Raw genomic sequence first — 18,385 nt, 5'->3', positions numbered from 1 at the left:
TCGGTTCTCCTCGGTTCCCCACCCGCCGCTAACCGGCGACGATCCTGCCGTCCCGGGCGGTGAGCCGGCCGCGCAGGAAGGTGGCGGTCACCTTCGCGGGCAGGGTCATCGCCTGGAAGGGCGTGTTGCGGGCGATCGAGGCGAGTTCGTTCGCCTCCACCGTCCATTCGGCGGCCGGGTCGATCAGCACCAGGTTGGCGGGTTCGCCGACCGCGAGCGGCCGGCCCTGATCGTCCAGGCCCACGATCCGCGCCGGGTTCTCGCTCATGACCCGCGCGACACCGCGCCAGTCGAGCAGTCCGGGGTTGACCATGGTCTCCACGATGATCGACAGCGCCGTCTCCAGGCCCAGCATGCCGGGACGCGCGGCCGCGAACTCGCAGCACTTGTCCTGGTCGGCGTGCGGGGCGTGGTCGGTGGCGACACAGTCGATGACGCCGTCGGCGAGGGCCTGCCGCAGCGCGGCCACGTCGGAGGATTCGCGCAGCGGCGGGTTCACCCGGTTCACCGCGTCGTAGGTCTCCAGCCGCGAGTCGTCGAGCAGCAGGTGGTGCGGGGTCACCTCGGCGGTGATCGAAATGCCCTGGGACTTGGCCCATTTCAGCAGTTCGACGGTGCCGGCGGTGGAGGCGTGGCAGATGTGCACGCGGGCTCCGGCGTCGCGGGCCAGCAGGGCGTCGCGGGCCACGATGGACTCCTCGGCGGCGCGCGGCCAGCCGGCCAGGCCCAGACGGGAGGCGGTCGGGCCCTCGTGGGCGACGGCGCCCTTGGTCAGGCGCGGCTCCTCCGCGTGCTGGGCGATGAGCACGCCCAGGGAGTTCGCGTATTCGAGGGCGCGGCGCATGATCAGCGGGTCGTAGACGCAGTGGCCGTCGTCGGAGAACATGCGCACCGCGCCGACGCCGGCGGCCATGGTGCCCATCTCGGCGAGCTGCTTGCCCTCGAGTCCGACGGTGACCGCGCCGACCGGGTGCACGTCGACCAGGCCGACCTCCTGGCCGCGCTTCCACACGTGGTCGGTGATGACCGAGGTGTCGGCGACCGGGCTGGTGTTGGCCATGGCGAACACCGCGGTGTAGCCGCCCAGAGCGGCCGCGGCGGAACCGGATTCGATGGTCTCGGTGTCCTCACGGCCCGGCTCGCGCAGGTGGGTGTGCAGGTCGATGAAGCCGGGCAGCAGGAACTGGCCCTTACCGTCGACGATCTCGGCGTCGGGGGCGCTCAGGCCCGCGCCGATCTCACGGATCTCGCCGTCGGCGAGCAGCACGTCGACCGCGTCGCCCTCACCGTAGAGACGGACGTTCTGGATCAGGATGCTCATGCTGTCTCCTCTCCGCGCGATCGGGGGCCTTCCGTGGTTACGCAAGCTGCCGCCTCCAGGCCTGACCCGATCACGCGACCACCTCGTCGGTTCCGACCAGCAGGCGGAACAGCACCGCCATGCGCATATGGACTCCGTTGTTGACCTGTTGCAGCACAGCCGCTTTCGGGGAATCGGCGACGGAGAAGCCGATCTCCATGCCGCGCAGCATGGGGCCGGGGTGCAGGACCACCGCGTGGTCGTCGAGCATCTTCATGCGGCGCTCGTTGAGGCCGTAGCGGATCGAGTACTCGCGCGCCGACGGGAAGAAGCCGCCGTTCATGCGCTCGGCCTGCACGCGCAGCATCATGACCGCGTCGGCGCCGGGCAGCTCGGCGTCCAGGGAGTCCGAGACCCGCACGGGCCAGGCCTCCACGCCGATCGGCAGCAGGGTGCGCGGCGAGACCAGCACGACCTCCGCGCCCAGGGTGCTGAGCAGGAAGGCGTTCGAGCGGGCGACCCGGCTGTGCAGGATGTCGCCGACCAGCACGATCCGCTTGCCCTCCAGGTCGCCGAGGCGCTGACGCAGGGTCAGCGCGTCCAGCAGCGCCTGGGTGGGGTGCTCGTGGGTGCCGTCACCGGCATTGATGATGGCGGGGCCGGGACCGGCGTAACCGCTGGCGGCCTCGTCCATCTCGGCGAACCAGCGCGCGATCTGGTGCGCCGCGCCCGAGGCGGGGTGGCGCACGATGAGGGCGTCCGCGCCGGCGGCGTGCAGCGTCAGGGCGGTGTCGCGCAGCGACTCACCCTTGGAGACCGAGGAACTCGACGCGCTGACATTGATGACGTCGGCGCTCATCCACTTGCCCGCGACCTCGAAGGAGACCCGGGTGCGGGTGGAGTTCTCGAAGAACACGGTCATGACAGTGCGGCCGCGCAGGGTCGGCAGCTTCTTGACCTCGCGGCCCAGCAGCGCCTGTTCGAAGCGCTCGGCCTCGTCGAGCAGGCCGTTGGCGGTCTCGCGGTCCAGGTCGGTGACCGACAGCAGGTGCTTCACTGGGGGTCACCCTCCTGACGCAGGTACACGCCGTCGCGGCCGTCGTGCTCGCGCAGCAGCACCGAGATGTCCTCGGTGCGCGCGGTCGGGACGTTCTTGCCGACGTAGTCGGCGCGGATGGGAAGTTCGCGGTGGCCGCGGTCGATGAGCACGGCGAGCTGCACCGCGCGGGGGCGGCCCAGGTCGCGCAGGCCGTCCAGGGCCGAGCGCACGGTGCGGCCGGAGAACAGCACGTCGTCGACCAGCACCACGAGAGCGTCCTCGATGCCGCCCTCGGGCACGGAGGTGCGCTCGAGCGGACGGTGCGGCTTGGAACGCAGGTCGTCGCGGTAGAGGGTGATGTCGAGGGAGCCGATCGCGGGGCGGACGTCGGAGAATTCCTCGATCCGGCCGGCCAGGCGATGGGCCAGAGTGGTTCCGCGGGTGGGGATTCCGATCAGCACCACGCGGGCAACCTGCGGATCACCGGAGTCCAGAGCGGTCTTCTCGATGATCTGGTGCGCCATGCGGGCGATGGTCCGGCCGACGTCGGAATCGGAGAGCAGCTCGCGTCCGGTCTCGACCCGGTCCGGGTCGTGCCGCTGCGAGAACTCGGCAGCGCTCGACTTGGCCGCCCGGTCTTCGGGCACAGCCATGCCGACCTCCTTCCCCGCCTCACGGGACGGTCCGTTAAAGGATGTCTTTCGGGCAGTGACCCTACCAGCGCGCGAATGCGCCCCCGACCGCGCACCCCCCGCGCGTCCGCGGTCGGCGCACCGCCGCCGCACCCGCCGCGACCTGCCGGAACCCGGGTTCGCCGGGGTCACCGGCAAGTGCGCAGCAATACGGTCGTCCGGCCAGTGTGGCCGGGTTCACGCCGCCGCACCGATCCCCCGTCTTAGCTACCGGCCGGTTGTCATACACCGTATATCGACGTGTGCGATGCTCGGGGAGTGAGCAATGACGCTGAATTCACCGAACCCGCCCGGGTCAACTTCCGCGGGTACGGCGGCATCACCATCGCCGGAGACAGCTGGGGACCCCAGGACGGCCCACTGGTGGTATTCCTGCACGGCGGCGGGCAGACCCGCGGGTCCTGGAAGGACTCCGGACTGGCCTTGGCCAAAGCGGGCATGCACGCGGTGCTGCTCGACGCGCGCGGGCACGGCGACAGCGACTGGGATCCGGACGGCAACTACCGCCGCGAGGCCATGGTCGAGGATCTGATGGCGGTGCTCGAACAACTGGGCAAGCCCGCCTTCATCGTCGGCGCGTCCATGGGCGGGCTCACCGGCCTGATGGCCACCACCCACCCCGAGGCCGCGCGCATCACCGGCCTGGTCCTCGTCGACGTCGTGCCCCGCCCCGAACGCAAGGGCGTCGAGCGCGTCATCAACTTCCTCTCCAGCAATCCCGAAGGCTTCGCCAGCCTCGAGGAGGCCGCCGACGCCGTCGCCGCCTACCTCCCCCACCGCCGCCGGCCCCGCAATCCCGAAGGGCTGCAACGCAATCTGCGCAAGCGTGCCGACGGCCGCTGGTACTGGCACTGGGATCCGGCCATGATGGGAGGCCCGCGCGACGGACGCGGCGAGGAGATCGACGTGCACACCGAGGCCCTCGAGAACGCGGCGAAGCAGCTGAGCATCCCGACCCTGCTGGTGCGGGGCGCGCTCTCCGACGTGGTCAGCGAGGAGGGCGTCACGGCCTTCCGCGCCCTGACCCCGCACGCCGAGTACATCGAGATCGGCACCGCCGCCCACACCGCGGCCAGCGACGCCAATGACGAATTCACCGACGCCGTAGTCGATTTCGTCCGCGCCCATATCGGCGACCAGCAGGGCTGACCGCCCTTACGGCAGCATCCTGTCGAGCAGGCGGTCGAGCAGTTCGACCGCCCGCTCCCGGGTAGCGCCACCCGCCAGCACGAACTGGGTGATGCTGCTGACCCCGCCGACGATGATCTCGGCGTCCAATTCCGCCGTGTGCGTATCGGATTCGGCCCCCCGAACGCGCAGCAGCTGGTCGGTGATCACGGTGACCAGATAGCGCGGCGCCCCCATCATCTCGTCGGAGGTGACGGTGTTCCCGGTCAGATTGGCCGCATGGAAGGCCGCGAACACCAGATTGTCCTGCCGCCGCTGATCATCGAGCGGCAGGAGTCCGACCGCGAAGGTCCGGATGATCTCCCGCGGCGTGGCCTCGGGCCCGAGTTTCGTGAACTGCTCGGTGAACCCCACCCCGAAATCCGCCACGACCGCCGTATGCGTGGCGAGCATCAACTCCCGCTTGGTCCCGAAATAGTACTGAATCAGCCGCACCGAGATCCCCGCCTCGGCCGCCACCGCCTGAAACGTGGCGGCATCGAGCCCACCGGTGGCGATGACTGTGCGTGCGGCGGTGGTGATTTCCCGCCGCCGCTGCTCGTGATCAACCAAACGGGGCATCTGACCAGCTCTCTTACGACGTTCTGACGGATTGAAGTTTTTGATGGTACGCCCATATCATTTTTATGGTACGTTCGTATCACCAACGAAGGTGAGCGGGGAGGCGCGATGGCCAAGATCGGGCAATGGAAGAACGAAGCGGCACGCGACGCCTATATGGAGGCCTACGCCGCACTGTCGGCGCTGTGGGCGATTCCCTCCAGTGAGTTCGATGTCGAAACCTCGTACGGGACAACACATGTGCGCAAGTGCGGCTCCGGATCCGGTGCGCCGCTGGTGCTGATCCATCCGCTGGGCGGCAATGGAGCCTGCTGGTATCCGATCATCGAGCGTCTGGCGGCCGAACGGACGATCTACGCCCTGGACACTGTCGGCGCGCCGGGACTCAGCGTGCAGACCGAGCCGATCACGTCCGGAGCCGACTACGGAATCTGGCTGGACGAGACCCTGGAAGCGCTGGGGTTGCCGCAGGCGCATGTCATGGGCTATTCCGACGGTGGGTGGCGAGCGTTCATGGCGGGCGTCGACGGTTCGGACCGGGTGGCGAGCCTGATGATCGTCGAATCGGGCGGGGCCGTGGCCAAGACGCCGTGGCGGGTTCTTTTCACGATGATCCGATACGCGATGCCGCCGTCGGAGAAGAACATGCGCAAGGCCGCGCAGTGGGCGATGCCCGGCAGTGTGGTCGTCGACGAGGAGATCGCGTGCTCGCGTGCCGCGCTCGGCTACCGCACCCGGACGCCGTGGCCGCAGCGGCTGACCGACGAGCAACTGCGGTCGATCACCGCACCCACCCTGCTCGTCTACGGATCCGAGTCGGTGCTCGGAGATCCCACGGAGGCCGCGACCCGGGCTCGGGCTCACATTCCGCACTGCGAGGTGGAGATCTACCAGGGTGCGACGCACGGCCTGCTGTTCCAGGGACCGTTCAAAGCCGCTGTGCTGGAGCGGATCCTGCGATTCGCGGCCGCCCACGACCCGGCCGAGCTGCGGCTCGCCGACTAGACGTTCAACGACGAACAGAAGGAGATCACATGGCCAAGATCGGGCGATTCAAGAACGCGCAGGCCAAGGCGGACTACCTGCGGGCCTACGACGACCTGGCCGCGCAGTGGCCGGTGGCGGCGATCGACCTCGATGTCGAAACCTCCTTCGGCGCAACGCGAGTGCGCAGGTCCGGGAGTGGCGAGGGGGTGCCGATCGTGTTGTTGCCCGGGATGCCGGGGATGGGGTTGTTCTGGATGCCGTTCATCGAGGAGATGTCGCGGGAGCATGTCGTATACACGGTGGATCCGCTGGGGTGGGCGGGGCGCAGTGAGCAGACCGCGCCATTGAAGGGGCAGGACGACATCGTTCGGTGGCTGGTCGAGGTGTTCGACGGGATCGGGGCCGAGCGAGTGCATTTGGCCGGGTATTCGGGGGGATCGTGGATATCGCTGCTGTTCGCGTCGCAGCGGTCGGATCGGCTGGCCAGCATCAGCATGCTCGAACCCGATGCGGCGTCGTTCGCCAAGCCGAAGTGGGGGCTGCTGTTCAAGTTCCTGCTCGGCGGGATCCGACCCACTCGGGAGAAGATGGAGAAGTTCATGGAGTGGTTGACTCCGGGGGTGAAGCTCACCGAGGAGATGTGGACTCTGACGTTGGCCGCGTTGAAGTTCCGCATCGCGATGCCGTGGTCGCGGCTGCTGCCCGACGAGCAGCTGTCGAGGGTCACGGCGCCGATGCTGGTGCTGTTCGGGGAGCAGACGATCGCCAATGACGCGCACGCGGCCGCGGCGCACGCGCGGGCGTGCATTCCGGCGGCCGATATCGAGATCTACCCCGGGGTCGGGCACGAAATGCTGTGGGCGATACCGGAAACGGTGATTCCGCGCTTCCTCGGATTCGTGGAGCAGCACGATCAGGTGCGGGCCTGATCAAGCCGTCGCGCAGAAGATGACCGCCGGATAGGTGGCCAGGAACGCCCACAGGAAAGTGTTGAGGCGCATGAGGATCGCGGTGCCGATGTGCAGGAGAGCGCCGCTGATCACGAGCAGGTAGGTGAGCGGTCCGATACCGAGTAGGACCAGCGGAAAACCGCATTCCAGCAGGATCACCGACCAGCACATCGCCGCCGCGGCCGTTCGATGGCGCGCAAGGATCTTGGCGGCCCGCCGATGCCCGTAGGCCCGGGTCGCCAAGATCTCCGGCAGTGCCGTTCCGCTCCGCCACACGGGGCTGACCAACTTCGCCACGCCCGCGGTGAAGTACGCGAGGCACACCTGGGCCGCGATGAACCAGAGCACGACCACCTCGGCGCGCTCCTGCCCGACGGCGAAGGCGAGCGCCAGGGCCACGAAGACGACGATCGTCATCTGGTCCGCGCCGTCGCCACCGAAGCGGGAGCGCATGCTCAGCAGAATGTAGGTCGCGGCGATCACGGTGGCCGCCAAGGCGTTCAGAGTGGACGACGGGTGCAGAACCAGCAACACCGCGCAGGCCAGGCTGGCGGCGATGAGGCCGAGCACTCGCGGGTAGACCAACAGCCGTCCGACGCTGCTCTGGAAGGACCTCCTGGTCAGCAAGGGGATACTGGTGGCCGAGACCGGCCATCCGGCCAGGGCGCCGTCGGCGAGCAGCCGGGGCGCCGCCAGCCGCTCCGACGATCCGATGACGACGGCGACCGAGCCGATGACCGCCGACAGGTACAGCGCGTCCGAGGGCGCGAACATCGGCGGTCTACCGGGCGCTCAGCGCGGGTTCCGACGAATGCATGGGCGACAGGAAGATCACGCGGTGGTCCATGTCCTCGTCCATTCCCTTCGACCGCATGATGAGAAATTGGGTGCCGTCGGCGCGGTGGTCGCGCGGCAGACTGCTCACGAAGTTGAGGGTCGCGATATACGCCAGCGAGAGTTGTATCCCGGCGGTGTCACCGGCCAGCGCCACGGCCGTCTTCCCGAGTTCGACCGAGATGTCGATCAGCGCCTTGTTCTGCCGTCGGCGCGGATTCCACACCGGACCGATCCATTTCGGTGACGCGCCGGGAGGTATCTGACGCCAGCGGGTGATGCGCCCGTCCGGCAATCGATCGCGGTACAGCAGATGGAGATCGTCGGTGGCCGGCGTGGGCGCGAAGAAATGCCAGCGCGGTACGAGTCCGCAGACATCGCGTGTGCGGATCCACCGCTCCAACCCGGTGGCCTCCCATTTCTCGATATCCCGGGGTATCTGGCAGAGCGCCGAGATCACCAGCCACGACGACAGGAATATCGCGAGTGCGGCGAATGCCAGGTCGTCGAGCATGTCAGTGCACGTGCCCGAGGGCTTCGCGCCGGATGTCGAGCAGTTCCCGCGCCGTGGCCGCCGGGCCCAGACTCCGTATCCGCTCGTCCGTCAGATGTTGCTGTTCGTCCACGTCGGCCATGACCGCGGCCGTACAGATGACCGCGACGGTGACGGCCATGGCGGCCCACATGATGAAGGTGGCGTTGTCGCAACAACTCGCGTTGATGGTCAGGTTGCCTTCCAGCTGGTCCTCGGGCACCTGCGCCAGGGCGGCGCGTTCGGCCGGGGTCAGCCGCGGCTCGAATCTGAGGGCTATGGCCTGCAACCCGGCGTCCGTACCTTCGCGCCGGTGCTCGACCAGGGTCAGATGTGTCGGGCTCAGCGCGCCACCGTTGTACGGATTGTCCAGGACTACCAGGCCGAGACCGTCGGGCGGGAAGACGTTCGTCGCGAGGGTGCGGCCGCCGTATCGAATGGTCGCGAATACCGGAGCGCGCTCGAGCAACCGCCAGGCCTGATAGGGCGACAGTTGGGTACGCCCCTCGAAACGAGGCTTGATCGCATTCTCCATCAGGTCGATATCGTCGCCGTTGCGCAGGGTGACGGCCTCCCGCACCCGTTGCAGCAGCGGATCGCCTTCGGGGGCGACGATGACCCGCACGCAGCCTTCCTGGCACAGCAGTGCCCGATCCGGTTGTGTCGGGACGTAGTCGAGAATCTCGATCTCGCGGAATCTGAGCGACCGCTTGGCGAGCTCATCGGCGGCGAGTTGCAGCAGTGTCTCTTGATCCATGTCTCAACCTCCGGAAGTGGTGGTGATGCCTGTGGACCCAGAGCGAAAAGTAGCACACGCGCGCGGCGCGGAGTCGGCAATTCGATGGGAACACATGTTCGAACTGTGGTAGTTTCGTGCGCATGTCGACGCCATTGCAGGGATCTCTGCTCGACGGGTTCGGGGAGGTCGAGCTGGGTGCGCTGGATTCGGTCCGGCGTACCGAGCTCGGCGACGGCGCGTGGGTGGATGTGCTGCCCGGCTGGCTGAGCGGGGCCGACGTACTGTTCGAGCGGCTCGCGAGCCAGGTGCCGTGGCGGGCGGATCGGCGGGCCATGTACGACCGAGTGGTGGATGTGCCGCGGCTGCTGTCGTTCTACGACGAAGAGCGCGAGCTACCCGACCCCATCCTCACCGAGGCACGCGACGCGCTGAGCGCGTACTACTCCCGGGAACTCGGCGAGCCGTTCACCACGGCGGGCCTGTGCTACTACCGCGACGGGGACGACAGCGTCGCCTGGCACGGGGACACGAGCGGGCGCGGGGCCACCGACGACACCATGGTGGCGATCGTGTCTGTGGGTGCGGCGCGCTCGCTGCTGCTGCGCCCACGCCGCGGCGGGGCCAGTGTGCGATACGCGCTCGGACACGGGGACCTCATCGTGATGGGCGGCTCGTGTCAGCGCACCTGGGAGCACGCGGTGCCCAAGACGAGGCGGCCGGTGGGGCCGCGCATCAGCATCCAGTTCCGTCCGCGCGGCGTCCGGTAGCGCGGGCGAATTCCGGGATCGGTTCGGACACGACGCCGCGAGCCACCAGGAAGACCGGGAGTTCGCGCAGGACCGGGATGCGGCGGAAGATCCGCAGCGGCAAGGGCGTTCGCGGGAGGTCGGCGATATTCAACCGGCCCGACACCGCGGGCCGCACGACCTGCGCGTGAGCCAAGCGCTGCATGCCCTGTATGACGGCGGTGGGCAGCCGGCGGCGGCGCTGGACGCGGGCCAGGTCGGCGGTGGTGACAGTGTGGGACAGCAGTTTGGGGGCGAGGATGCGGGCGGCGGCCACCGCGTCCTGGACTGCCAGGTTGATGCCGACCCCGCCGATCGGTGACATGGCGTGGGCGGCGTCGCCGAGGCAGAGCAGTCCGTCGGCGTACCAGTGGTCGAGCCGATCGAGTTTGACGTCGAGGAGTTTCACCTCGTCCCAGTCGTGGACGGCGTCGGCGCGGTCGGCCAGCCACGGAACCACCTCGGCGAGGGCGCGCATGATCTCGCCGACCGGCTTCTCGGCCCGCAGCCGCGTGTCACTGCCTTTCGCGATGAGGGTCGCGCTCTGCCAGTAGTCGCCGCGATCGAACAGGACGGCGACGCGGTCGGCGCTGACCACCGGGATCAGTCCGGCGGGATCGGTGCCGTGGCGCGGGATCCGGTACCACCAGGCGTCGAAGGGCGTCGCCCACTGGCGACCGCCGAGACCGGCCGCCGCGCGCAGCGCCGAACCGCGGCCGTCCGCGGCCACGGTGAGGTCGGCGTGGATCTCCCCGGTCGCGCCGTCCGCGGTGCGATAGCGGACGCCGGTCACCGTCGGGCCGGTGCGCAGCAGGTCGACGGCCTCGGTCCGCATGCGCAACCGGAAGGTCGGTTCGTTGTCGCCCGCGCGGGCGAGCAGATCGAGCAGATCCCACTGCGGCACCATGGCGATGTACTTGTGCCGCCCCGGGATGTGGTCGAAGCTCGCCAGCGGAACCAGCCGCCCGCCGATCGGGGTCTGGATCGAGGTGAGCCGCCGCTGCGGCAGTTTCGCGAAGCCCTCGCTCAGGCCGAGGGCCTCGATGAGGTCCAGGGTGGTGGGGTGCACGGTGTCGCCGCGGAAGTCGCGCAGGAAGTCACCATGTTTCTCCAGCACGGTGACCTCGACGCCCGCCCGGGCCAGCATCAGCCCCAGGAACATGCCCGCCGGTCCCCCACCGGCGATGAGACAGGTCGTGCGTTCCATCGGGACCTCCCGAGCCGAAGACGCCGTCACCGTCGATGGTAGGACGAGTCCGGCTCGGGCACAGCCATCGCACCGCAGCTAGCGGTCGCGGTACAGGACGAAGAAATACGGTTCGCCGAGTCCGCGCATATCCATGACACCGAGCAGGGTGTCCGCGGCGACGCGGCGGAAGATGTCGATGATCGGCAGGTGGTCGTAGATCATTGCGGCGCTGGACTTTCCACGGAACTCGAGATTCCGCAGTCGAGCCTTCGGGGCGGCCGTCCGCAGCATCGGCCGCAGCACGCCGAGGGAGCGGCGTACCGGGGACAGGGCCGTCACCGACACCTTGCCCGCCAGGAACAGCGGCACCCGGCGCGGGTCGACCGGGAAGATCTCGCCGTCGGGGGCCTGGAACAGCAGCGGCTGGACATGGTCGGCGCTGTCGAACTGCTTTCCGTACCAGCCTGTTTCGACCAGCATGCCGTCCCACGGGTGGCCGGTGCCCACTTCCGCACCGCGCCAGCGACCGGTGGTGACCTCGTCCACGTCCACCGGCGGCAGGCTGTCGAACAGCTCCCAGGCCTGGGCCGCGGTAGCCGCGCCCGCCATCAGGGTGTCCAGGCGCAGGGCACCGTCCGTCGCCGGGTCGGCGGCAACCATCATGATCTCCTTGGTGAGAGTGGACGACAGGATTTCTCTCACCCTAACGGCGGCCCCGGTGGTGACCGGTAGAGCTCCAGTGACATTCTGACGACCGGATTGGCCGAATATGTCGATACCGGTTCCTGTGGGGCCGCCGCCCGTTCAGCCCAGGGCCGCCGGGGATTCGGCGTGCGGAACGAGCAGCCGTGGACTGCCCGAACCGTCGGCCGGGACCGCCCAGATATCGGCGTCGTCGCCGCCGCGCGAGATCGCGTAGCCGATGGTGTTCGGGTCCAGCCACGCCGCCTGGTCGTCCACGCTGCGGGTTTCGGCCAGCGGGGTGCGCACGCCCGAGGCCGGGTCCAGCACCGAGAGCCGCCAGCCCTTCGCGGGGTCGCCGTCGATCGCCGACTTGAACGCGATCCGCTTGCCGTCCGCCGACAGCGACGGGCATTCCACGTTCTGCGCGATGGTGCGGACGGTCTTCGCCGCCATATCGCCCTGCACGAGGTAGCGCCGGCCGTCGGTGGACATGGTGGCGTAGAAGGTGTTGTCGTCCGCGGCGAAGGTGATGCCCCAGAAGTTGAGATCGGCGGCGGTGTAGGGGCGGCCGTCGACCACGACCGACAGGAACTCCAGGGAATCGATCATGTCGCCGGTCGTCAGGTCGACCAGTCCGGCGCGGGTGGAGAAGCGGCCGTTGTTGTAGGAGTCGCCCGCCACGAACACCGTCCAGGCCGCCATCCGGCCGTCACCCGACAGCCGGGTGCGATTGGGCACGCCGACCAGCGGGATCTCCCGCGTCACGGTCAGATCCGCGTCCAGGATGGCGGCCTGGAAGGTGGCCAGCGGGCCGTCGGGCCGCAGGCAGATGGCGGTCCCGGCCGCCGCGGCCACCCGCAGGCATTCGAGTTTCGACACCGAGCGCGCCGCGCCCGGATCGGCGGCGGACACCATCGCCACATGGCCCTTGCTCTCGGCCGCGGTGCTGCGGAACAAGATTCGGGGCCCGGGCGCGATGTTCAGCGCCTCGTAGGCGGTGGCGGGTTGCGCGCGCGTCCCGGTGACCACGCCGTAGCCGACGGCGACCGCGGCCAGGACGACCGCCCCGAGCAGGGCCAGCACCAGGCGGCGGTTCACGCGTGCTCCTCCGCGGTCTCGGTGACGTCCTCGGCGGTCCCGGCGGCCTGCACACCGCGCAGCAGCACGGCGATCACGACCACGGCCACCGCCACCAGACCCGCGGCGACCCGGCTCGCGTTCTCCGGACCCCACCAGCTCCAGGCCAGCCCGAACAGCACCGACGACACCAGGTACGACAGCGCCTGCCCGGTCTGGATCAGCGCGATCCCGGTGGTGCGCAAGGCTTTCGGCAGTACCGGACCGGCCAGCGCCATCAGCACGCCGTCGGTCGCGGCGTAGAACAGGCCGTAGAGCGCGAGCACCACCACCAGCAGCGCGGTCCCGCCGAACGGCCCGAACAGCAGCAGGTACACCAGCACCAGCGCGGTGTAGCCGCCGAGCACCACGGTCAGGCGGCCGATCCTGTCGGCGAGCATGCCCAGCGGGGTGGCCAGCACCAGATACGACAGGTTGGTGCCGACCGCCAGCAGCGGAAACCAGCTGACGCTCAGGTGTTCCCGCTGCTGCAGCAGCAGGTAGACGAAGCCGTCGCCGATGGTCACCAGTCCGGCCAGGCAGGCCGCGGCCACCAGCCGACGCACCGGGGCGAGCCGGATCAGCCCGCCCAGCGCGCGCGGCGACACCGCACCCTTGGCGGGTTGCTCGTCGCGGTAGTCGCGCACGAACAGCACCAGGATCAGGACGCCGAACGCGGCGATGCAGAAGCTGGCCACGAAGACCGCGTCGTAGGCCTGCGCGGTGGCGGCGAGGATGCCGATCGCGACCAGGGGGCCGACGAACGCGCCGATGGTGTCCATCGTCCGGTGCACGCCGAACGCGCGACCGTAGAGCCGCGGCGGGGTGGACAGGGTGATCAGGGCATCGCGGGGTGCGGTGCGCAGGCCCTTGCCGGTGCGGTCGACGGCGATGACCGCGCCGATCGCGCCGACGGCGCTGCCCGCGGCCAGCATGCCGAGTTTCGCGACCGCCGACAGGCCGTAGCCCAGGCCCGCGATGAACTTGCGGCGACGGGTGAGGTCGGCGACATAGCCGCCGACCAGCCGCAGCAAGGCGGTCGCGCCGGTGTAGGTGCCGTCGACGACGCCGTACGCGGCGGGGCTCAGATGCAGTCCGACGACCAGGTACACCGGCAGCACGGCCGTCATCATCTCCGAGGAGATGTCGGTGACCAGGCTGACGGCGCCGAGCGCGAACACATTGCCGCTCAACAGGAAGAACGCCTTGCGGCGCGACGGTGTCGCGTCGTCGCCCCCGGAATGCGGGCGGTCGATCGTGGACATGTACATGGGTGTACTACCTCAGGGGGTCGCTGGGAAGCCGCTCGGGACACATCGTCGGGTCCGCGAGCGGGGTCATGTCAGCTGCCGATCGGTCCGGTTGCCCGGTGAACGGTCAGTTCCACACGTTGGTGATCTCCGCCGCGGGGTTCAGGTGGGTCAGGCCGTAGGCGCTCTCGATGGTGCTGAGCACGTTGTAGTGGTTGATCTGGTTGGAGAAGCTGCCGACCTGGGTGTGCGCGCCCACGAAGGTGGTGAAGATGTGGTTGGACGAACCGCCGTTGTCCTCGTCGAAGGTGACGATGAGCAGGCTGTTGTGGGTCTTGGCCCACTGCGCGTAGGCGTCCATCTTGTTCTTCAGCCAGGTGTCACCGGTGCCGATCGAGCAGTCGTGCATGTCGTTGCACATGTCGGGCGCGACGTAGGAGACCGTCGGCAGGGTGGAGAAGTCGGTCGGGAAGGTGCTGAACCGGGTGTTCGCACTGGCCGGCACGTTGCTGAAGTTCGGGACCGCGTTGTGCTTGCGCCGGTAGGTGCCGCTCGAGCAACCGGTGTAGCCGTCCGACGGCATGGCCTCGGAGTAGCTCTTGTAGCTCTTGCCGGCGGTGAGCAGCTGGTTGGCGATGTTGTTGCCGCTGTAGGTGTGCGGGCAGCTGTCGTCGGTGACGCCCTGGGTGGAGCCGGAGAACATGGCGAGGTAGTTGGGCTCGCTCGGGTGGGTGACGCCGTAGGACTGGGTGAACTTCGCGCCCTGCCCGGCCAGGCTGTTGAAGTACGGCGCGCTGGAGCTGCCGTTGATCTGCGAGTACGAATGGTTCTCGAACATCACCAGCACGATGTGGTCGAAGACCGGAACGCTGCCCGCCGCAGCGGCTTCCGACGAATTGACGACGGCGGACGTCGCCATACCGATGAACGCGGCGGCCGACATGACGGCGGCAGCGATGCGCTTCCTGAACACAGATCCTCCTGAAGGACTCGAGCGGGCCCCGGCAGCACCGCCAGGGCCGCGCAATATTAAGAACCGCCATGCGCCGGAACGACGAATGCTCTGCGGCCATCCGATGTGGGGAAAATGAACAAATCGCATGGCCACTTTCCGCTGACTCGGACCGAGTCCCCCTGCCGCAGCGCGAGTTTCGAGACAGCAAACCGGCGACCACCTGCGTTTTTGTCGAATCTACAAAAAGTTGGCGAAATCGCTGGCCTTCCTCGTTTTAGTCATCTAGCCTAAAACCATGACGACAGCGCGAGAGACCGCGGAGACCATCCGGGCGGCGCGGCGGCCCGAAGACCTCTTCGGTTCCGCCGCAACGGATTCCACGAGCAGACAAGCGGCACGACGCCGGTACCACCGGCTGGCCGCACTGGTCCACCCCGACCGGGTCGAGGCCGTCGACGCGGCGGCCGCGGGCGCCGCCTTCGCCCGGCTCTCGGAGCTGTACCAGCGGTGGCTGGACCTGGACGAAGCGGCCTTCGAGGTGACCGGGGCGCGCGGGCGGCATCCCGTCGGGGCGCTGCACGCGGCCGGATCCATCGCCGACGTGTACCGCTCCGGCTCGGATCGGGTGGTGAAGATCCCGCGCCGCGCGGCCGCCAACCGGTTGCTGGCCGGCGAGCGAAACGTCTTGCGCGACATCGCGACCGTGGCCGCCGAGCACGAGTGGCTGCGACCGTACTTCCCCGAACTCGTCGACACCGTCGACCATCTCGACTCGGGTACCGGCGAGCAGCGCACGGTCAATGTGCTGGCCGGCCTGACCGACGGGTTCGTGACGATGGAGGAGGTCCGCGCCGCCTATCCGGACGGGCTCGACCCGCGCGACTACGCGTGGATGCACCGGCGGCTGCTGCGCTGCCTCGCCGGGGCGCAGCTGGCGAGCTGGGTGCACACCGCGATCAGTCCCGCCAATGTGCTGGTGCATCCGCGACTGCACGGAATCGTCCTGGTGGGCTGGTCATTCGCGACCCGGCCGGGCAATCCCGCGGCGGCCACGCTGAAGTCGCTGGACTACCCGCCCGAGATCCGCGACGCGGTCTCCCCCGCCACCGACGTCCACCTCGCGCATCGCCTCATGCTCACCATGCTCGGCGACCGCGCACCCGCCCCGATGCGCGCCTACGCCACCGGGTGCCTGCAAGCCGATCCCGGACTGCGGCCCGACGCCGCGGACCTGCTCGGCGAATTCGACGATCTGCTCGACCGGCTCTACGGGAAGCGCCGCTTCCGGCCCTTCGAGCTCACGAAAGGTAAGTGATAGCAATGGGTTACGGAAGCTGGGACGACAGCGCCTACGACGCGGCGCGGACCTTCCGCGCGGCCAAGGGACTCGACGACTTCGGCTACACCGCCGACATGCGGTCCACGCCGTGGGAGCAGTGGAAGGCGCACCCCACCCTGGATCCGTTCGGCGTGGGCATGCGGGAGTCGCGCGACTCCGACGACCACGGGAACTCGCTGCCCATCGCGGTGCTGTTCGACGTCACCGGGTCCATGGGCCGGGTGCCGCGGGTCATGCAGGAGAAGCTGGCCAAACTGCACGGGCTGTTGCAGCGCAAGGGCTATGCCGACGATCCGCAGATCCTGTTCGGGGCCATCGGCGACGCCGACAGCGACCGGGTGCCGCTGCAGGTCGGGCAGTTCGAATCCGACAACCGCATGGACGAACAGCTGCGGCTTATCCTCCTCGAAGGCGGCGGTGGCGGGCAGAAGTCCGAAAGCTACGAGCTGGCAGCGTATTTCATCGCCCGCCACACCGTCACCGACGCGTGGGAGAAGCGCGGACGCAAGGGCTACCTGTTCATCGTCGGCGACGAGTTGAACAAGAAGCGGCTGCCCGCGCGGCACATCCAGGCCGTCATCGGCGACGACGTGCGCAGCGACATCGCCGTCGACTCCGTCTACCGGGAGCTGGCCGACCGGTGGAACGTGCACTACATCCTGCCCAATCAGTCCAGCTACTACCGGGATCCGGAGATCGCCGAGCACTGGCAGGGGCTGCTGGGCGAGCGGTTCCTGCGGCTCGAGGATCCGGCCGCGGTGTGCGAGCTCATCGCGCTGACCATCGGGATCGGCGAGGACCGCGTCGATCTGGGGGCCGGGCTGGCCGACCTGCGCGATATCGGGTCGACCAGTGAGGCCGACGCGGTCGGCAAGGCGCTCGCGCCACTGGGCGGGGTCCGCCGGGGCCGCAGTGTGGGCGCGCTGCCCGCCACCACCGGGACCGACGACGTCGATCTCTGACCACGAAAGAGAAAGGGACAGCTCATGTTCGGCGACCGTCACCTCATCGTGGTGGACCTCGGCTTCGGTGACGCCGGGAAAGGGGCCACCGTCGACTGGCTGTGCTCACCGCGGGCCGGGCTCGACGTGGCCGCGGTGGTGCGGTTCAACGGCGGGGCGCAGGCCGCCCACAATGTGGTCGCCGACGGCCGCCACCACACCTTCCGGCAGTTCGGGTCCGGCACCCTGTCCGAGGTGCCGACCCTGCTGTCGCGGCACATGCTCGTCGAACCCCTGGCCCTGGCGGCCGAGGCCCGCGAACTCGCCGCGCTGGGGGTCGCCGATCCGCTGTCCCTGCTCTACGTCGACGAACGCGCCCTGCTCACCACGCCGATCCACGGGGCCGCCAACCGCTGCCGGGAGGATACGAGGGGTACCGCCCGGCACGGTTCGTGCGGCATCGGCATCGGGGAGACCGCGAGCTACGCGCTCGACCACGACGCGCCACGGGTCGCCGACTGCGCGCGACCGGATGTGCTGCGGCGCAAGCTGATCGCACTCGAGGAGCACTACGCGCCGCTGCTCGCCGGGGGACGGCACCGCTACGACCCGATCGCCGATCTGGTCGCGGCGTACACCGCTTTCGCCGAGGTGGTGGCCATCCTGCCCGGCGAGCAGCTCGCGGGGTTCGCGCACAGCGGGCGGCTGGTGTTCGAGGGCGCGCAGGGCGTACTGCTCGACGAATGGCGCGGGACCCACCCGTACACGACCTGGTCGACCGTGGAACCCCGCAATGCGCGAGACATGCTGGCGCGCATCGGGGCTCCGGGCTACGTGCTCGGCGTGACCCGGGCCTACATGACGCGGCACGGGGCCGGGCCCTTCCCGACCGAGGACCCCGCGCTGTCGATTCCCGAGCCGCACAATGGAACCGGCGTCTACCAAGGCGCGTTCCGGCGCGGGCACCTCGACCCGCTGCTGCTGCGCTACGCGATCGATGCCTGCGGCGGGATCGACGGGCTGGCCGTCAACCACCTCGACGCGGTCGGCGACATCCGCACCGCCACCGGATATCTCACCGCGGACGGGTGCGTCGACCGGCTCGACTGCGGGGTCTGGCAGGACCTGGACCACCAGCAAGGGCTCAGCGACCTGCTCAGCGCCGCTACCCCGGCCTTGACCGACCTGCCCGGCGACGTCCCCGGCTACCTGGAGGCCGAACTCGGCGCGCCGGTGGTGCTCACCGCCCACGGCCCGGATCGAGCCGATCGCACGGTCCGGATCACCGCTCAGGCATGATTGTC

The 18,385-nt window shown here is 69.1% G+C and carries 19 protein-coding genes; 7 read left to right on the top strand and 12 right to left on the bottom strand.

Annotated elements, in window-relative coordinates:
• Window positions 1-28: 28 nt before the first annotated feature.
• The 3 genes from ACQP06_RS15095 to pyrR all read right to left on the bottom strand — a co-directional run bounded on the left by ACQP06_RS15095 (window position 29) and on the right by pyrR (window position 2,992).
• Window positions 29-1,321, bottom strand: a complete 1,293-nt coding sequence (locus ACQP06_RS15095; protein ID WP_433672772.1) for a dihydroorotase — start codon at window positions 1,319-1,321, stop codon at window positions 29-31.
• A gap of 70 nt (window positions 1,322-1,391) precedes the next feature.
• A complete protein-coding gene (locus ACQP06_RS15090; protein WP_357083326.1) occupies window positions 1,392-2,357 on the bottom strand; it encodes an aspartate carbamoyltransferase catalytic subunit in 966 nt (321 codons plus the stop codon).
• Window positions 2,354-2,992, bottom strand: a complete 639-nt coding sequence (gene pyrR, locus ACQP06_RS15085) for a bifunctional pyr operon transcriptional regulator/uracil phosphoribosyltransferase PyrR (protein ID WP_433672771.1) — start codon at window positions 2,990-2,992, stop codon at window positions 2,354-2,356. The genes ACQP06_RS15090 and pyrR overlap by 4 nt, the downstream gene beginning before the upstream one ends.
• Before the next feature lie 297 nt (window positions 2,993-3,289).
• On the opposite strand from pyrR, the gene ACQP06_RS15080 reads away from it, so the two are divergent.
• On the top strand, window positions 3,290-4,180 hold the full coding sequence (locus tag ACQP06_RS15080) for an alpha/beta fold hydrolase (protein WP_379097825.1): 891 nt from the start codon (window positions 3,290-3,292) through the stop codon (window positions 4,178-4,180).
• Between the two features lie 6 nt (window positions 4,181-4,186).
• On the opposite strand, the gene ACQP06_RS15075 is transcribed toward ACQP06_RS15080, so the two are convergent.
• The gene (locus tag ACQP06_RS15075; protein WP_433594143.1) at window positions 4,187-4,780 is read right to left on the bottom strand and encodes a TetR/AcrR family transcriptional regulator; all 594 of its coding nucleotides are present in this window, start codon (window positions 4,778-4,780) and stop codon (window positions 4,187-4,189) included.
• Between the two features lie 108 nt (window positions 4,781-4,888).
• Here ACQP06_RS15075 and ACQP06_RS15070 point away from each other — a divergent pair, with 108 nt between their 5' ends.
• Both ACQP06_RS15070 and ACQP06_RS15065 read left to right on the top strand, forming a co-directional pair.
• Complete coding sequence (locus ACQP06_RS15070; RefSeq protein WP_433672770.1) at window positions 4,889-5,785, top strand: alpha/beta fold hydrolase; 897 nt, start codon at window positions 4,889-4,891, stop codon at window positions 5,783-5,785.
• Between the two features lie 29 nt (window positions 5,786-5,814).
• Window positions 5,815-6,696 (top strand): alpha/beta fold hydrolase, encoded by an 882-nt coding sequence (locus ACQP06_RS15065; RefSeq protein WP_433672769.1) that lies wholly within the window; start codon window positions 5,815-5,817, stop codon window positions 6,694-6,696.
• Here ACQP06_RS15065 and ACQP06_RS15060 read toward each other — a convergent pair whose 3' ends face one another.
• From ACQP06_RS15060 to ACQP06_RS15050, 3 genes are read right to left on the bottom strand one after another with little or no spacing between them, the layout of a single operon-like run.
• Entirely contained in the window at window positions 6,697-7,491 is a 795-nt protein-coding gene (locus ACQP06_RS15060) for a hypothetical protein (RefSeq protein WP_433672768.1), read from the bottom strand. It abuts the gene before it with no gap.
• A gap of 7 nt (window positions 7,492-7,498) precedes the next feature.
• Window positions 7,499-8,065 (bottom strand): hypothetical protein, encoded by a 567-nt coding sequence (locus ACQP06_RS15055; protein WP_433672767.1) that lies wholly within the window; start codon window positions 8,063-8,065, stop codon window positions 7,499-7,501.
• 1 nt (window position 8,066) lies between these two features.
• Window positions 8,067-8,840: a hypothetical protein gene (locus tag ACQP06_RS15050; RefSeq protein WP_433594139.1), complete on the bottom strand. Its 774-nt coding sequence runs from the start codon at window positions 8,838-8,840 to the stop codon at window positions 8,067-8,069.
• A 122-nt stretch (window positions 8,841-8,962) separates the two neighbouring features.
• Here ACQP06_RS15050 and ACQP06_RS15045 point away from each other — a divergent pair, with 122 nt between their 5' ends.
• Window positions 8,963-9,589 (top strand): alpha-ketoglutarate-dependent dioxygenase AlkB, encoded by a 627-nt coding sequence (locus ACQP06_RS15045; RefSeq protein WP_433672766.1) that lies wholly within the window; start codon window positions 8,963-8,965, stop codon window positions 9,587-9,589.
• Here the strand turns inward: ACQP06_RS15045 and ACQP06_RS15040 are convergent.
• The 5 genes from ACQP06_RS15040 to ACQP06_RS15020 all read right to left on the bottom strand — a co-directional run bounded on the left by ACQP06_RS15040 (window position 9,555) and on the right by ACQP06_RS15020 (window position 14,819).
• Window positions 9,555-10,814 (bottom strand): FAD-dependent oxidoreductase, encoded by a 1,260-nt coding sequence (locus tag ACQP06_RS15040; protein ID WP_433594137.1) that lies wholly within the window; start codon window positions 10,812-10,814, stop codon window positions 9,555-9,557. The genes ACQP06_RS15045 and ACQP06_RS15040 overlap by 35 nt on opposite strands.
• Before the next feature lie 78 nt (window positions 10,815-10,892).
• On the bottom strand, window positions 10,893-11,405 hold the full coding sequence (locus tag ACQP06_RS15035; protein WP_433673333.1) for a DUF4334 domain-containing protein: 513 nt from the start codon (window positions 11,403-11,405) through the stop codon (window positions 10,893-10,895).
• Window positions 11,406-11,600: 195 nt separating this feature from the next.
• On the bottom strand, window positions 11,601-12,578 hold the full coding sequence (locus tag ACQP06_RS15030) for a TolB family protein (protein WP_433672765.1): 978 nt from the start codon (window positions 12,576-12,578) through the stop codon (window positions 11,601-11,603).
• Window positions 12,575-13,861 (bottom strand): MFS transporter, encoded by a 1,287-nt coding sequence (locus tag ACQP06_RS15025; RefSeq protein WP_433672764.1) that lies wholly within the window; start codon window positions 13,859-13,861, stop codon window positions 12,575-12,577. The genes ACQP06_RS15030 and ACQP06_RS15025 overlap by 4 nt, the downstream gene beginning before the upstream one ends.
• A 112-nt stretch (window positions 13,862-13,973) precedes the next feature.
• Window positions 13,974-14,819 carry an alkaline phosphatase family protein gene (locus ACQP06_RS15020; RefSeq protein ID WP_379273533.1) on the bottom strand — a complete coding sequence of 282 codons (846 nt, stop codon included), beginning with the start codon at window positions 14,817-14,819 and terminating at the stop codon, window positions 13,974-13,976.
• 277 nt (window positions 14,820-15,096) lie between these two features.
• Between ACQP06_RS15020 and ACQP06_RS15015 the strand changes: the two genes are divergently transcribed.
• The 3 genes from ACQP06_RS15015 to ACQP06_RS15005 are packed head-to-tail and all read left to right on the top strand — an operon-like array spanning window position 15,097 to window position 18,380.
• Window positions 15,097-16,116, top strand: coding sequence for a hypothetical protein (locus tag ACQP06_RS15015; RefSeq protein WP_433672763.1), 1,020 nt, complete (start codon window positions 15,097-15,099; stop codon window positions 16,114-16,116).
• Window positions 16,117-16,121: 5 nt separating this feature from the next.
• Window positions 16,122-17,102: a hypothetical protein gene (locus ACQP06_RS15010; protein WP_433672762.1), complete on the top strand. Its 981-nt coding sequence runs from the start codon at window positions 16,122-16,124 to the stop codon at window positions 17,100-17,102.
• A 24-nt stretch (window positions 17,103-17,126) separates the two neighbouring features.
• Window positions 17,127-18,380 carry an adenylosuccinate synthetase gene (locus ACQP06_RS15005; RefSeq protein ID WP_433672761.1) on the top strand — a complete coding sequence of 418 codons (1,254 nt, stop codon included), beginning with the start codon at window positions 17,127-17,129 and terminating at the stop codon, window positions 18,378-18,380.
• Window positions 18,381-18,385: the final 5 nt, after the last annotated feature.

Origin of the sequence: Nocardia sp. CA-136227, assembly GCF_050955695.1 — a bacterium.
Taxonomy (GTDB): domain Bacteria; phylum Actinomycetota; class Actinomycetes; order Mycobacteriales; family Mycobacteriaceae; genus Nocardia.
The sequence above is the reverse complement of the archived record's forward strand: the minus strand, read 5'-3'. Positions and strand labels throughout refer to the sequence as shown.